The organism is Cedecea davisae DSM 4568, from assembly GCF_000412335.2.
GTDB lineage: Bacteria > Pseudomonadota > Gammaproteobacteria > Enterobacterales > Enterobacteriaceae > Cedecea > Cedecea davisae.
Window position 1 is genome coordinate 696,685 of the sequence record NZ_KE161030.1, and the last position, 14,762, is coordinate 711,446.

Sequence of the window (14,762 nt, forward strand, 5' to 3'; positions counted from 1 at the left end):
GTCGCGGGCTTTACGTCTGATCATGATTTAGGTTGTCCAGAATATTCTGGTTCGCGCCATTGGTTCGCAGTACGCAGTCAGGTACGCAGTCAGGTACGCAGCAAAACGGCGCATTCAACGAGCGTACCACCTGACGAATTCTAACTACGGCATTGCAAACAGAAATTGCGCACTGCGAATTTGAAGTAAGTTACACCGAGCGAATTATGTATCAGCAAAATGGCATAGAGGCCTGATGTTGCTGGCACAGGTTAGTCCATTCGCAGTTGGTAGTGCCATGGATATGCTAAGTTTTGCTAAGGTTTCGTGCGTAGTAAATTGCGAATTGCGCAGCTCGCAAAAAATCTGTGAAAAACGAAACGGATACCAATACGCAAACCATCCTCAAAGCCGTGCTATTGCTGACCTTATAGGTGCGCAGTACGAGAAATCGTGCGCAATTCGTAGTTAAATACACATATTATTTCGTATTCAATTTTCGCACCGTTCGCAGTTAATGCGTAGTAATTCGCAGGAGGCCAGCCAGTGAGAGACAGAACGCGTAGCTATACAACGGACTTACCCCGCATTGGTCTGAAATTCCTCGCGCACATCCGCAGCAACTTCGTGGACGCAGTACCCGGTACACAGCTTTCCTGCCAGACAGAGTGCGGTACCCTGTATATCTTCCGACAGGCAGACGGCTACGCCATGACAATTAACGGCGTTACGCGGGCAATCAGAATTACTACCACGCAGGCTGGCTACGGTGTTCGTCAATGGTACGTTTGCCCACATTGCGTGAAACGGGTAGCGAAGCTGTATATCGGCTCGAAAGATTTAGGCTGCCGGGAATGTTGGAAACTCCACTACAAAAGCCAAAGCGGGGATAAGTTAGATCGGATGCGTATGAGCATTCGTCGCCAGCGGTACGCCATTTGGGGAGATGGTGAGCAGTTTCGTAACCTGTTTAGCCACCCGAACACTTTCCCTAAGCCAAAGGGTATGCGATGGGAAACGTTTGAGCGGAAGTTAGCCAGGCTTATAATGTTTGAGACTGCATACTGGCGGGCATTCAGTCCGGTTGTAGATAAGATTACCGGGAGTGTGCGGTAGTAGTTCGCCGAACGGCTAATACAATGATTGAGTCCCAGCTGCCAGGAACAATCACCATGACACCACGTGAGATCGCTTTATTAGCCGCTGCTAAGCTGGAGCACTAAGGCCACCAGCTCACCTCAGCAGATCAACGGGAGATAGAACGCTCAGTTAATGCCGATATAGCCCGGCGTGACAAATTCCGTGAAATAATGCGATCACCCGTCTATCAGTGGAAGAAGCCAGCGCCGCGCAGATAGATACGTATTAACCAAATTAACTATAGATCAGGGATAAAACCGGTATTGCGCAGACTGGTGATAACTCCACGCATTAAATATGAGTTTGAGAACTTCGCCGTGTACGTCCTTGCGCCTTCCTCTACGGGTTGAAGCATCCCCCGCTCAATGAGTTTACCAATCTGATAAGTTATCTGCGGCCCCTTAAGCTCCGGAAGAACGCCCTTCAAGTCACCGGCTTTAATGGTGCCTTTTTCGACGGCTTTTTTTAGCACTTTTGCCTCAAGGTCATTAATTAGTCCGCGCTCCACCGAATAATCTACGGCAGGGTATAAAATTTTCGTGCTGAGGAAACTCAGGCTGGTTAGCTGGTCTACTTTTTTCAGCTCTACCGATATTCCGGATAGTACATACAGGCACCATCTTTCCAGCCCCTCTTCTGTACCTTTATCCGCTTCGCTCAACATAGCGTAGTAACGCTCCCGGTCATTACAGAAAACCGCTGTAGGGTTCAGCACCCGGCCACCGGCCTGCACATTAAAGCCGTATTTTATTAACAGGGCGTAGGTCAGTAAGCGGACAGTTCGACCATTACCATTCCCGAATGGGTGGATCCAGCCGAAACGATGGTGCGCCAGAGCTATCTTCATTAGGTCATATTTTGGTTTATCTGCGCGGTTAATGAAGGCGGTCAACTCTTCCATATATCCCGGCACCTGTATGTGCTCAGGTGGCAGGTGTTCCGATTGTGCGATACTGACGTTGTGCTGGCGATATGCTCCTGGTGTTTTATCTCCTTCCCTGTCCAGTCCCGATACAGCAAGGCCATGGAGTTCCCGAATGAAATGCTCGGTTATCGGCTCACCGTTTTTAAAATGCTGGTCGATAAACTCCATTGCCTCTTCGATGTTGTAAATCTCTTTCAGCTGATCGGTGGAACTCCTGGTACCCTCAACCTTGCTTTCAACGTAATCGGCAAGTGTAGTGTGGTTCCCCTCGATACGGGCAGACCCCAGACTCTCAAGCATGTGAAAAACATCTTTTAACTGGACAAACAGAATCGGGTGTACGTCAGTTTCAAGCCTCAGGTGCCGGAGCAATTCCAGCTCTGTTAAAATATCCACCAGCGGAGAGTCAAACTCTGGATTGAGCAGCCCTAGTTCGAAGTGATTAAAGGTAGCCATAATTTAGTTATCTAAACTCGTGGTTAATTCATATCTCAAAATCTACACGAAAATCTCTTTCCAATCCATTGGTTGAGTAGAGGTGTCGTTAGTTGTTATCTCAAATCACCATAATGCTAGATATCAAAAAATGTAGAGCGAAATGAAACACAGTGGAACGGGGTGAGGTGGATTTAAACCATCTTAAAAGCATGGCGGAAGCCGCAACCAGGTGGCAATGGTGCGTTTAGTTTGGTATTGCCAACGTAAAAAGGGCTAACAACAAAACCACGTACACGCATGGCACTTACCCCACCTTGCCGTATCGCTAAGGGACAACGGCAGACCCCCAGCGGGGTGACAGTTCGCAGTAAGGTTCGCACTACGCAGCAATCAGCTTCCAGCGTGCGCCGGGTTGATTCGAGCTGTTGGCGTTTACCGAACAATCCCATACGCTGAAGCAGGTAGGCTACGCCGGACATATCGAGCGGCGGAGCGCCGATCTCACCTGCCGCCCATTCAAGGTTATCTGGTTAGTAGTAGCTCAGGACCTCTTTTTTACGGCTGGTCATTCTCATGGCTGGCTGATTCCTTATCGTGTGATAGATGTATCATACAATAATTGGGTTAAAGGGGGAGCTTTACCGCCTGATGTTCTGTATGAATAACAACCAGATTTTATGGGCAGAAAAAGATATGGGGGTACTTTTGGGGGTATCTGGAAAAACTAAACAATAAAAACACCAACAAAAACATAGGCTATTATCTATATGTTTTGTTCCTATTATCGCACCATTTCATGCTTTTACCTTATAAATAATGAGGTTAGATAGAAATATCTATGCTTCATTGCATCTATAAAGGTCGGTAAATCATTCCCTAAAACTGCCGTTATGATTGATGGTGTTCGGGGAAGATGTTAACCATAACGGCCTGTAGTTGTACAGCTAGAACAGGCACTAAGAACTCGAAGCTGATGACGATGCCACGTCTTTAAATCCTTCCCAAAGCAGACTAACTAAGCATTTAAGCCCGATGTGCTGGCAGCAATGATTCTTCTGAACTGCTAGCGTAAACAGGTCTATGGTGGTATGTACCTGTAAACGATGGTTCTACCAGCGTTTCGGTCACGCTCCCGCAAGGGTACTTCAACCCTGAAAGGTACACGGTTATCCTGATAAGTTAGCTAGTCTGTACATAAGCCCTCTTAGACTGTCGCTTTGCTCCGCAGGTCGCTAGTACCACCAACGGGGCTTTATGGCTTCTATTGTTTCAGCTATGATGGATTTTTATACCAACGGGCTGAATTTTATGGAAAAGATAATCAAGATTAGTTTTAACTATAAAGGCAATGACTCCGAGGTTAATTATGATCACATTGATGATGGTTATGACCAGATAAATGGAGTATTGGAATACATTGCAGATATTTGCGTAATTCCCGACTTGATCGTTGCAGGGAAACCGGGAGCGACACGGAAAGCTATAGGGAAGCTTAACCTTTCTGCATATGATGTTTCCGATGTTCGTTTCCAGTTGGAGACAGGTGAATGGGTCGATGTTGAGGATGAGCGGCTCAGAAACGTTTAATTGGGTCGTCAAGAAAACAGACAGATACTGTGTTGTACTCGTTATGTAGTACAAAAAAGACCTAATCTCATCAGACTAGTTGCCGAAAAGACCCCGAACCCAATAGCGGGAACGGGGTGAGGCCTCGGTAACTCAAAGTAAAGCGTCTCCGCTTACGGCTGCACCCGATAACCTCCGAAATGGGAGCCAGATGCAGCGTGTAAGCGCCCTCCTTAATTGAGAAAGGCAAAGGTATTGCCCAGTGCTTTATAACGTCTCCAGCTCTTGTAGTTCGTCTGAGGTGATCTTGTCCTCTGCTAGTTTCTGCTGTAGCGCTACCTTACGGCGAGCCACTGCCTTTCGTGCTTCAAAGGCTGCGTTGCGGTCTGCCCCTTACCCGCGTTTCTTATCCTCAATTCGGTGGATTAACCTATTTCGACTACATTGATAAACGCTTGACCGAGGTCATGCGCGACAATCCGCCTGTAGTTACTCCTGGCTACCGCTTTAAAAAACTTCAGGTGCAGATCGTTGGATGCATCTGTCAAAACTTGTCACCCGCTGGCCCCGCCTGGGGGGATTCGAGGTTATATGCGCGCTAAGTTACAGTTGTGATGAAGTGTTAATCACATTGCCAACTAAGCTTTTGGACAGAATATGGACATACATTTTGCATGAACAACCGAGTAAATTTTGATAAGTTAGTTCACAATGCATCGAAAATGTTGGGGGAGATCAAAAGCCAAGATTAATGTGGCCGTATGTTTCCATGTTCCACTTATCGCTGATAAATGTTTAAAGCTAAGATGCTACTAACAGCATTTCGCTAACGGAGATTTTTATGTCTTTACTTGATAATGATAACGATATTTTTGAAATAGAAGATGAAACATATCCAATTGATGAATTCGAATTAACAACTACTCCCAACGATTTTAACATGTTGACTATAATAAGTTTTATTAGGTCGAAAGTGTTTAAAATTCCTTCTTTTCAACGGCACTTTGTTTGGGATATAAAGAAATCCTCAAAGCTAATCGAGTCGCTGTTAATAGGCTTGCCAATCCCACAAATTTTCCTCTATGAAAAAGGGAAAAATGAGTTTTTAGTAATTGATGGGCAACAGCGTTTAATGTCACTATATTATTTCTTCAGTGGTAGATTTCCTAAGATGGAAAAAAGATCTGAATTAAGGAAAGTTTTTGATAGGCATGGATACATACCAGATGAAATTCTGGCTGATGATGATTATTTTGTAAAGTTTAATCTTAAACTTGATGGTATTGTCGATGGTCAGTTAAATAAATTCAATGGAAGAAATTATGACACTCTAGGTGAGTTTCAAACGACGTTGAATCTCGCAACCATTCGAAACATGATTATAAGACCTGTAGCCCAGGACTCTGAAGATGGAGCAATGTTTGAAATTTTTAACCGTTTGAATAGTGGTGGTGTAAATCTTGCTCCACAAGAAATTCGAATGAGTTTATATCATTCTGAATTTTTAGAGATGCTTTTAAACTTAAATGAGCATCCGCATTGGCGATTAATATTAGCTAAAAAAGTCATTGACGTACGACTAAATGATGTAGAAGCGTTATTACGTTCCTTTGCGATGGCTATATACCTTGATAACTATAAAAGCTCAGTAAATGGATTCCTGAATAATTTTTCGAATGCTACGAAAAACTTCCCCCCTCATAACATTGCATTTTATCAGGACTTATGGCGTGCTTTTATGGATGCCTGCTCCGATCTCAATGAAGAAAGTTTTAGAACAGGAGGAAGCCGGCTCAGTATCACACTCTTCGAGTCTGTTTTTTCAGCTAGTGTTGAAGAATCACTGCGTTCAGGAAAAATTGATATCAAAAAAATATCCCCTGCTTATATCGAACGTTTGAAATCTGATGCCGCCTTCATAGGCTATAGTACAGGAAAAACTACTAGAGGTGAGTTCGTTAGGGGACGAATTAAAAGGGCCAAAGAAATTCTCAAGGAGTTTTAAATGAACGATATGGGGAAGCAGGCAATTGATAGTTTATACACGGATTTTGTAGAAAACTATGGGAGACTCATTGAAATTGGCGAAGTAAGCTTCGCCAACTCTTATAAATCTCAGTTTGCTAAAGTGATTCTTCTGGCATGCGCAAGCTATTTTGAATCAGCAACAACACTTGTAATTCACTCAATGTTAAACCCAACACGTTGCAATATAACAAGACAATTTATTGAAAATAAGGCGTTGAGTAGACAATATCACGCTCTTTTTGATTGGAATAATCGCTCTGTAAACAAATTTTTTGCATTTTTCGGTGCGGATTTTAAAACTTTCATGGCTGCGAAGATGAGGCAAGATGCTGATATAAAAAGAAGTATAGATAATTTCCTTGAGTTAGGAGATTTACGAAACCAGTTAGCTCATGAAAACTATGCATTGTTTAGATTGAATCTCACGCCTGAAGAAATTTATGAAAAGTTTAATGGCGCCCATATATTTATAGATAATTTAAATGGTTATATGAATGAATATAAGGAGGCGTTACAAGCTCAGTTGGCTCAAGAACCATAATGGCTATTTCAGAATTTGATAAAGTTTAATAAAATGGATATATATGTTTTTTAACGTCAACATGGAATTAAGGGGTGTCCTATGAAAGCTGTAGATTTAATAAAAAAATGGAATTGTACGTACACTCTGCACTTTACGCATGCGAATTATCAATTGCTGCTGGATCTGCTATGTCCTTCTCAAAGGAAAAATGGAATGTTGGACCTAGTTTACATAGCGCTGCAAATCGACCACAGTTAAACAATAAAATACTTCCTTTGACACTGAAAACATCTGATATCTTTCAGCTTGCATTGCATGTAATGAATGATCTTAAAGTTCCGCAGAAAGAAAAAAATGGTGGTCGTCGAATGTTTAATATCAACGACTTAACTCCCCCAGATGAGATAATGTCTGCACAAACTATACTTTATCTTTTTTGCTTGTTAGAGGAATACGAATTTCTTACTTATGAGAATACACTTACATCAAATCTAAGTAGGGTGTGTCATAGTGATCAGTACACACTGAAAAATCTAGAGGAATTAGGGGTTGAAGGAGTAAAGAAAAAAAGTATTGAAAGGCATATGGCTACATATCAATTTTCAGCATGCCGAAAAAGAATTAAGTATTGGGGTAAAATGGGGTTAAAAGAGTTACCAGAGGGCAGAATCGCTCTATACGAGCAAGCTTCAAAAAGAAGAAATGAATTAACGCATTTATCTACACCAACCCCTGCATCAAGATTTGAGGCAGTAAATTATTATTTAGTTTGCCGAAATCTGGTGCGTGATATAGCAATATCTTTCGCAGATGAGAGTATCAATGAACTTGATATTGAATGGGACATTTGGAGTGAACTTGAACATGATGTACAAAATGATAGTTTAGTTCATGACTTAGCAAAAGTTATAAACAATAATCAAATTCATAGTTAGATTGAAATTTAAAGTTTTGCTTTGCCCACTTTACAGCGCTTGAGCTTATGTTTTTATGAACTAAAGCTTGTGTAGCATGTCCTGCCAGCTATTAATATCATTCTGAAGGTTTATGCAGAACGTTACAGGGGTTCTTTTGGGGGGGGGGATTGGGTAAGGCATATAAAGTTCATTAAATTCAATCGGTTAATTGGTGTTTTTTGTTCCTGTTATCGGCACCAGTAACCACGCGATATTCACCAAATCAGGAAGGCCACCTTGTGCCATTTACTGCCAGAAATGCGTCAATTTGCATGGCATGCTGTGTAAGGTGGTTAGGTGCCAGATGGGCATAACGCTGAATCATTTCTATGCTTTCCCATCCTCCCATTTCCAGTCCTCCTTAACGCAGCTCGCCAGGCTGTGTTTGTAGTAGCACAGTAAAATTGGCCACCTGTAGGATAGGGCTGTCAGCCCGCCCGGACTGGCACTTACACCGGCGGGGCTTCCGTAAGACAGGCGAAAGCAGAACGTATCTGTATCAAAAACATCCCCCAGACTTTCCAGGTGTTGGTGTTAAGGAATGATTTTTTTAATTTTATAGATTTGGTAAAGCTGTTGCATGCTGACTAAATGCGTCCTGCGCATCACGTTCCGTAAATGTGAGTATAAAGTTTTATTTTCGATAGACAGTCTGTTGCATATTACGCGATGGCTTATTCCTCTGAAGAAAAGGTTAAGGATCCTCGTTTCTTTACGGCTGACATAGAACGTATCGCTGCGGTGTAGCTGACTTTTGTTATCAGACAGGTACAGATGTTCTGCTTTCATTCTGTCCAGTACCGGGCGTATGTCACGGCGATTAATGATAATCAGGTTATCAGCCATCACTAAGAGCCTGTTTATCGGCGTGCACCTCACTTCGGTCAGGATGTAGAACAGCGTGTTTCGATAGCGCTGTACGAGTCGCCGAAGCTCTGCCTGTCCCCATTCGTTACACACCCGGTCTGCTCCCAGAAATACGCAATGCACCGGATATTCACTCAGCTTTGTGACAACATCCTGCAGCGTATCCACTATTGACACTTTTTGTGGGTACGAGAACTTTTCTTTCAGATATACCCTCATTCCCAGCGCTGTAAAACTGCAGTCCTCAGCAATCAGAATCATTAGTCATCTCAATGGGTTTGATTTATTAGTAGGTTATTAATACATTTATTTTGTAAATGAAATGTTATTCGCCGTGAATTCTTATAAATAAATTCCTTTTATTTTTTAAATGAAAAAATATTTACCGCCAGGAAAGGGCCCGACTTTCTTTCGACAGGCAAGGGAGGCCCCAGCTTGTATAAAGCTGTGTGTATTAACGCCGTTAATTTAAAGCGGGACCGTTACTTATATTCACTTTCAGGTAGCTACATATTTAGCCTCATTAATGACACCAAGTATCGATGGGCTGAATTTAGATCATTTCACTAAAAAGATCACCTTCTTTGATCACAAATTCTTATTTATCAAGCAACATTGGATGATTATGCTGATTTGGTGATCTTGTTCAGGATATCGATCTTATTGTTAGTTGCATTGGCATGCCCGAGCAGAATAAATGCCATTATTTTATTTTGAATTCCCACATTCATTCCGTGGTTTAATATTTATTTAGGGTTTCTGTTCGAGGATTTACGTGAAAGCAGCATGATTGCAGATGGATGCAATTATTTTTCAGTAGGCATAATAAGCCTGCGAACTTTAATGTGAGTCATCATTTTATATCCATCGAAATGCCGTTTTTTTCTTTGCTATCAATGTATTGCTCAGGAGTGTCCGAAAACTCCTGAGAAGATGCGTATTATTTAATCGAAAAGGATAATTCATGAAACGTAAAAATTTAGCTCTCGCGTTAACGACATTGCTTTGCACATCGTCGGTATTCGCTGATCCCGTAGCACCGCCTAAACCCGCCACGGTGAATGGAGGAACCATCAAATTTGTCGGCAGCCTGGTCAATGCCGCCTGTGCGCTTGAACAGCCGGCTGGCGGACAAGTTGTTGACCTCCAGCAATTCCGCGTGGCGGAACTAAAAAAGTCGGTAGGAGCTGCCACGCACGCACAAGATTTTGATATTAAGCTAACGGACTGCTCGGTTGAAACGTACAAGAAGGCCAGCGTTAACTTCAGTGGCGTGAGTGTACCGGGCGAAAATACCATTCTTGCTCTCGACAACGACCGCGGGACCTCTGCTGCCAGCGGCGTCGGGATCCGTATCCTGAGCAATGGGGAGGCCGTACCCGTCGACGGTTCAGGGGCTTCTGAAGCCACGAATCTGACGCCGGGCAACACCAAAATGCGATTCCAGGCGCAGTACGTTTCGACGTCCACAGACGTTAAACCTGGCGCAGCGAATGCCAGCGCTGAGTTCAGCATCACCTATTCCTGACAGGCCCTGCTCCGGACCCTGGTCCGGAGCAGGTATCTCCGCAATATCATGGTTATCAATATGACTCTTACGCGCTTTTTCCAGAGAAAAGCGGGCGCCCTTTTGCTCTCTTTTTTCAGCGTGCTGCCCCTTGGCGCCCAGGCCGGCGGCATAGTGCTGGGCGGTACCCGCATTATCTATCCGCTGGACAGCCGGCAGCAGCCGGTCTCTGTCCGTAATACCGACGACAAAACCACCTTCCTGGTGCAGTCCTGGGTTGAGGGTGCAGACGGCCAGAAAAGTAAGGACTTTGTGGTCACGCCGCCGCTGTATACCGGCGGGCCCGGCAACGAGAATATGCTGCGCCTGGTGCGTACGGGGGGAGAATTACCCCGTGACCGGGAGAGCCTCTATTACTTCAATGCCAAGGCGATTCCTTCGGTGGATAAAAAAGCGCTTGAAGGAAAAAGCGCCCTCATTCTCGCCGTGGTCACCCGCGTCAAACTGTTTGTCAGACCTGAAGGGCTCAAGCCCCGGCCTGAGGCCGCGCCCGCCGAACTGCGTTTCCGGCTAAACGGGCAGAAGGTCACTGTCCATAATCCGACGCCGTACTACCTGACCCTGACCGACATAAAAGCCGGCAGAACGCCGCTGGCGGACACCATGGTTTCTCCTCTGAGTGACTCTTCCATCGCCCTGCCGCCGGGGGCGGGAAGCGACATCACCTTCAGCACCATCAACGACTACGGCGGCATCAGTACCCCGCAGAAAGGCGTCATGCAGTAAGTGAGTTGCTCGCGGGATGTAAGGGAGGTTCAGCATTATGGACAGAAAGCGGAACAGAAAAAAAAGGTCGGGAGACGGAGCGGGAGAGCCGTCGGCCATCATCGTTCCTGACCTTACGGATGAAAAAAATAGCGACAAAAGAAAGAGAAGCCGCAGGACGCCTGAACATCAGCGGGGCGTCGCCCCCCTGGCGCTGGCGGTCACGCTGGCGCTGACTGGTGGACCTGCGATGGCCGATGAACTCTGGTTCCCGCCCGGATTACTGGGGGGCGCGAAGACGGTGGCAGACCTGTCGCAGTTCCAGCGGGGCGGGCAGATGCCGGGCCGCTACCAGGTTGACATTGTGGTGAATGACACGGTGGTGGCCACCCGGACGCTCACCTTCGTGCCGCTGCCGGAGAAGGATATTCCCCCGGGCATTACCGATAACACCGGGTTGATGACCTGCCTGGGCCCTGACGAGCTGAAGGAAGTGGGATTGCGACCGGAGATACTAGCCCCACTGACCGGCCAGCCCGATGAGCAGCCAGAGGCGAGCGCCCTGTCGGACCAGCAGTGCCTGAACGTGGCAACCCTGGTGCCGCAGGCCACGACCCGCTTCGACTTCCAGCGTATGCGCCTGGAGCTGAGCATCCCTCAGGCTGCGTTGCTGGCCAGACCCCGGGGATGGATACCGCCGGAGCAGTGGGACGAGGGCATCAATGCGGCCCTGCTCAACTACAACCTGAGCGGCAGCGACAACCGCGGGCGATACGGCAACAGCCGCAGCAACTACCTGCGCCTGAGCGGCGGCCTGAACCTTGGCGCCTGGCGTTTTCGGGACGATATGACCTGGAGCAGTTACCGCAGCCGTTACTCCAGCGAGAGTCGCTGGCAGCACGGGAGCGCCTGGGCGGAGCGGGCCATTATTCCCTGGCGCAGCCGCCTGACGCTCGGGGACGCCACCACCGATGGCGATATTTTTGATTCGGTAGGTTTTCGCGGCGTGCGGCTGATGACCGACGACAGTATGTACCCGGACAGCCAGCGCGGCTATGCCCCGGTTATCCGCGGCACCGCCGTCGGCAACGCCCGGGTGACGGTCCGGCAGAACGGGTACGAGATGTACCGGATGAACGTGGCCCCGGGGCCATTTGTTATCGACGATATGTACCCGATGTACGCCGGGGGTGACCTTGAGGTCACCGTGACAGAGGCGGACGGCAGCCGAAAAACGTTCACCGTGCCGTATTCCTCGGTGCCTCTCCTCCTGCGTGAGGGGCGCGTGACCTACTCGGTGACCGCGGGACGGCTGCGCAGCAACAGCGACCGCTATGAAACCCCGGCCTTCGTGCAGCCGACCCTGGTGTGGGGACTGCCGTATAACATCACCGCTTACGGCGGGCTGCAGCTGGCGGAGCGCTACCGGGCGGGAACGCTGGGCGCTGGCCTGAATATGGGGCGCTGGGGGGCTATCTCTGCCGACGCCACCCACGCCGACAGCGAGTTGACCGACGGCAGCCGCCATCAGGGGCAGTCCGTACGATTCCTCTATGGCCGGTCGCTGAACGACCTGGGGACGACGTTCCAGCTGGCGGGCTACCGCTACTCGACGCAGGGCTTCCACACCCTGGACGAGACGGCGCTGAAAGGCATGTCGGGCTGGCTGTACGACCCGAAGGAGGTGGATGCGGACGGCCGGCCGGCGCGCCGCCCGGTGACGGACTATTTCAACCTCTATGACAATAAGCGGCAGCGCATACAGGTCAATATCTCCCAGCGGCTGGGGGATATCGGCGCCCTCTACCTGACCGGCAGCCGGCAGACCTACTGGAACCGCCGCGGGAGCAGCGAGTCGCTGCAGGCTGGTTTCAGCGGGATGGTGGGGACGGTGAATTACAGCGTCTCCTTTAACCAGACGCGCAATACCGGGCTGTCACAGACGGACCGTTCGCTGTACCTGACGCTGTCGGTGCCGCTGGAGCGCTGGCTGCCGTCGGGCAGCTCGCCGGTCTACGCCACCCTGAGCGGCGGGCGTGACGGGCGCGGCAATGTCACGCAGCAGCTGGGCCTCAGCGGCTCGGCGCTGGAGCGCGGCAACCTGAGCTGGAACGTCAGCCAGGGGCACTCCCGGGACGGGGGGAACAGCAGCAGCGCGAGCCTCTATTACCAGGGCGGGTACGGCAACGGCAACCTGGGCTACAGCCACAGCGGCAGCTACACCCAGACCAGCTATGGCGTGTCGGGCGGAATGCTGTTGCACCGGAACGGGCTGACGCTGGGCCAGCCGCTGGGGGATACCAGTGTCCTGGTGGCCGCCCCCGGTGCGGCGAATGTGCCGGTGGGCAACGCCGGCGGAGTGCAGACGGACTGGCGGGGCTACACGGTGATGCCGTACGCCACGGTGTACCGTGAAAACCGGGTCGCGCTGGACACCACGAAGCTGGACGACCGGACAGAAATTGATAACGCGGTGAGCCGGGTGGTGCCGACGCGCGGGGCCATCGTCAGGGCAGAATTTAAAGCGAGAACCGGGCTACGGGCGCTGATAACGCTGACGCACAATGGGAAGCCGCTGCCGTTCGGGACGACGGTCACGTCGGGCGATAACGGGAGCATCGTCGGGGACGAGGGCCAGGTCTTCCTGTCGGGACTGTCGCCGCAGGGCACCCTGAAGGCGAAATGGGGCGCGGGTGCGGACCAGCAGTGCACGGTGCGCTACCGGCTGCCGGCGCAAAAAGAACACCTGATACAGGTCAGTCAGATTTGTCAGTCATAAGGAGCATCATGAAATGGGAAAAAAAATGAAGCAGGAAATGAAGGCACGTTGTCAGCAGGGCATCCGACGCATCGTGCTGCTGGGCGCTCTGGGGCCGTTGTTTGCCGCACCGGCAGCCCTGGCAGCCGAAAGCGCAACCACGACGATCACGATTAAAGGGACGGTGCGGGCATCATGCAGTATTGGTTTAAAAAACAGCAGCGTGACGCTGCCCCCTGTCGATTTAGTCGAAAATCAGAAGCCCGGGGAAACAATCCCGGACGTGACGCCGACAAAAATTGAAGTTACCGGGAAATGTACCGGGGCGGAAAAAATAAAGTACTCGCTGAAGGCGGTCTCCGGGGTGGATGGCAGCTGCCTGGCCCCGGCAGAGGGTAAGGTCATTCAGATGTGTCTCTATAACGGTGAAAAGAAGCTCGATTTTACCGGCGGAACGGTGCCGACGATAGAGAACCAGAAAAACGGAGAGCTGACCCTGGATATTAAACCGGCTTATGGCACCGCCCCCAAAACAGGAGAGTACTCGGCCTCGCTCTCTATAAAAGTTGAGCCAATGTGAACATAAAACTACCGGTGCGGGAGTGGGACGGCGAGGAGGGTTGAAATGAAACGGTCAGCAATGAGGCATGCCGCGCACGCGCTTGTGTTATCGGCGATGGTTGCCCCTGCCGGGCTACAGGCGGCAGGGGATGTGCAGGCGGAAATCACCGGGACTATCAGGGCCAGCTGCACCATGACGTCTCCCCCCCTGGTTGCCGTCGGCGGCATACCGCTTGCGGAGATATCCCTGCCCGGCAGTGAGAGCGGGCTTGCCCGGTATGCAAAAGCCTTCACGATAGGCACTCGCTGTGTGGGCACGACGGAATATCGCCTGACCTTTAAAGCGGAGCATGTGACGGACAGCGGCTGCGCGGATACCGGCGCCGGGGCGATGGCGTTCTGTCTGTATCACGGGGACAAGCTGATTAATCTGACTGGCCGGGAGGGGGGCAGCATTGACGGCACGCCGGCCCACGCGGAGGTGGGGATGAGCGTGAGGCCGGCCCGGGGCAGCCAGGACGCCGTTGCCGGTGAGTACAGTGCCAGCGTCACGGTAACGGTCGAGCCGCAGTGAGAACGCCTGTTAAAAAAACAGGCGCAGTGCCCGCCGCAGAGGGCACATCACGCATGCAATGGAAGCAGGCATATGCGTGGCTGTGTGATACACGAAAAAGACATCCTCCGGACTCGGACGTCTGTAGCAAGGCTTTGACTGGCTGGGTATAGGCCCCGCCCTCTCACCGCGTGGA

The 14,762-nt window shown here is 49.5% G+C and carries 12 protein-coding genes and 2 pseudogenes; 10 read left to right on the forward strand and 4 right to left on the reverse strand.

The window, feature by feature from the left end; all coding sequences use genetic code 11:
- Positions 1-525: 525 nt before the first annotated feature.
- Positions 526-1,095: a hypothetical protein gene (locus HMPREF0201_RS03345; RefSeq protein WP_016535055.1), complete on the forward strand. Its 570-nt coding sequence runs from the start codon at positions 526-528 to the stop codon at positions 1,093-1,095.
- Positions 1,096-1,357: 262 nt separating this feature from the next.
- Here HMPREF0201_RS03345 and HMPREF0201_RS03350 read toward each other — a convergent pair whose 3' ends face one another.
- Together HMPREF0201_RS03350 and HMPREF0201_RS23280 are read right to left on the reverse strand one after the other, a co-directional pair.
- Complete coding sequence (locus tag HMPREF0201_RS03350) at positions 1,358-2,500, reverse strand: Fic family protein (RefSeq protein ID WP_016535056.1); 1,143 nt, start codon at positions 2,498-2,500, stop codon at positions 1,358-1,360.
- A gap of 335 nt (positions 2,501-2,835) precedes the next feature.
- A pseudogene (locus tag HMPREF0201_RS23280) lies at positions 2,836-3,057 on the reverse strand (hypothetical protein); the annotation flags it as partial.
- A gap of 679 nt (positions 3,058-3,736) precedes the next feature.
- Here HMPREF0201_RS23280 and HMPREF0201_RS03355 point away from each other — a divergent pair.
- The 4 genes from HMPREF0201_RS03355 to HMPREF0201_RS03370 all read left to right on the forward strand — a co-directional run bounded on the left by HMPREF0201_RS03355 (position 3,737) and on the right by HMPREF0201_RS03370 (position 7,534).
- Positions 3,737-4,069, forward strand: coding sequence for a hypothetical protein (locus HMPREF0201_RS03355; protein WP_039897950.1), 333 nt, complete (start codon positions 3,737-3,739; stop codon positions 4,067-4,069).
- A gap of 820 nt (positions 4,070-4,889) precedes the next feature.
- Entirely contained in the window at positions 4,890-6,053 is a 1,164-nt protein-coding gene (locus HMPREF0201_RS03360; protein WP_016535059.1) for a DUF262 domain-containing protein, read from the forward strand.
- Positions 6,054-6,617 (forward strand): HEPN domain-containing protein, encoded by a 564-nt coding sequence (locus HMPREF0201_RS03365; protein ID WP_016535060.1) that lies wholly within the window; start codon positions 6,054-6,056, stop codon positions 6,615-6,617.
- A gap of 74 nt (positions 6,618-6,691) precedes the next feature.
- On the forward strand, positions 6,692-7,534 hold the full coding sequence (locus tag HMPREF0201_RS03370) for a hypothetical protein (RefSeq protein ID WP_147293941.1): 843 nt from the start codon (positions 6,692-6,694) through the stop codon (positions 7,532-7,534).
- A gap of 244 nt (positions 7,535-7,778) precedes the next feature.
- On the opposite strand, the pseudogene HMPREF0201_RS23285 reads toward HMPREF0201_RS03370, so the two are convergent.
- Positions 7,779-7,907 (reverse strand): annotated as a pseudogene (locus tag HMPREF0201_RS23285) (hypothetical protein); the annotation flags it as partial.
- Positions 7,908-8,089: 182 nt separating this feature from the next.
- On the reverse strand, positions 8,090-8,683 hold the full coding sequence (locus HMPREF0201_RS03375) for a LuxR C-terminal-related transcriptional regulator (RefSeq protein WP_016535062.1): 594 nt from the start codon (positions 8,681-8,683) through the stop codon (positions 8,090-8,092).
- A gap of 703 nt (positions 8,684-9,386) precedes the next feature.
- Here HMPREF0201_RS03375 and HMPREF0201_RS03380 point away from each other — a divergent pair.
- From HMPREF0201_RS03380 to HMPREF0201_RS03400, 5 genes are all read left to right on the forward strand, one after another.
- Positions 9,387-9,950 (forward strand): fimbrial protein, encoded by a 564-nt coding sequence (locus HMPREF0201_RS03380; RefSeq protein ID WP_016535063.1) that lies wholly within the window; start codon positions 9,387-9,389, stop codon positions 9,948-9,950.
- Between the two features lie 60 nt (positions 9,951-10,010).
- On the forward strand, positions 10,011-10,715 hold the full coding sequence (locus tag HMPREF0201_RS03385; protein WP_244878498.1) for a fimbria/pilus periplasmic chaperone: 705 nt from the start codon (positions 10,011-10,013) through the stop codon (positions 10,713-10,715).
- Between the two features lie 229 nt (positions 10,716-10,944).
- The gene (locus HMPREF0201_RS03390; protein WP_055696344.1) at positions 10,945-13,473 is read left to right on the forward strand and encodes a fimbria/pilus outer membrane usher protein; all 2,529 of its coding nucleotides are present in this window, start codon (positions 10,945-10,947) and stop codon (positions 13,471-13,473) included.
- Positions 13,474-13,486: 13 nt separating this feature from the next.
- Positions 13,487-14,032 (forward strand): hypothetical protein, encoded by a 546-nt coding sequence (locus HMPREF0201_RS03395; protein WP_016535066.1) that lies wholly within the window; start codon positions 13,487-13,489, stop codon positions 14,030-14,032.
- A gap of 45 nt (positions 14,033-14,077) precedes the next feature.
- Positions 14,078-14,587, forward strand: coding sequence for a fimbrial protein (locus HMPREF0201_RS03400; RefSeq protein ID WP_039897952.1), 510 nt, complete (start codon positions 14,078-14,080; stop codon positions 14,585-14,587).
- Positions 14,588-14,762: the final 175 nt, after the last annotated feature.

What these genes read in the sequence shown, in the direction of transcription:
- HMPREF0201_RS03350 (WP_016535056.1), bottom strand. Translation starts at nt 2,500, where the DNA reads ATGGCTACCTTTAATCACTTCGAACTAGGGCTGCTCAATCCAGAGTTT.
- HMPREF0201_RS03355 (WP_039897950.1), top strand. Translation starts at nt 3,737, where the DNA reads ATGGCTTCTATTGTTTCAGCTATGATGGATTTTTATACCAACGGGCTG.
- HMPREF0201_RS03360 (WP_016535059.1), top strand. Translation starts at nt 4,890, where the DNA reads ATGTCTTTACTTGATAATGATAACGATATTTTTGAAATAGAAGATGAA.
- HMPREF0201_RS03365 (WP_016535060.1), top strand. Translation starts at nt 6,054, where the DNA reads ATGAACGATATGGGGAAGCAGGCAATTGATAGTTTATACACGGATTTT.
- HMPREF0201_RS03375 (WP_016535062.1), bottom strand. Translation starts at nt 8,683, where the DNA reads ATGATTCTGATTGCTGAGGACTGCAGTTTTACAGCGCTGGGAATGAGG.
- HMPREF0201_RS03380 (WP_016535063.1), top strand. Translation starts at nt 9,387, where the DNA reads ATGAAACGTAAAAATTTAGCTCTCGCGTTAACGACATTGCTTTGCACA.
- HMPREF0201_RS03385 (WP_244878498.1), top strand. Translation starts at nt 10,011, where the DNA reads ATGACTCTTACGCGCTTTTTCCAGAGAAAAGCGGGCGCCCTTTTGCTC.
- HMPREF0201_RS03390 (WP_055696344.1), top strand. Translation starts at nt 10,945, where the DNA reads ATGGCCGATGAACTCTGGTTCCCGCCCGGATTACTGGGGGGCGCGAAG.
- HMPREF0201_RS03395 (WP_016535066.1), top strand. Translation starts at nt 13,487, where the DNA reads ATGGGAAAAAAAATGAAGCAGGAAATGAAGGCACGTTGTCAGCAGGGC.
- HMPREF0201_RS03400 (WP_039897952.1), top strand. Translation starts at nt 14,078, where the DNA reads ATGAAACGGTCAGCAATGAGGCATGCCGCGCACGCGCTTGTGTTATCG.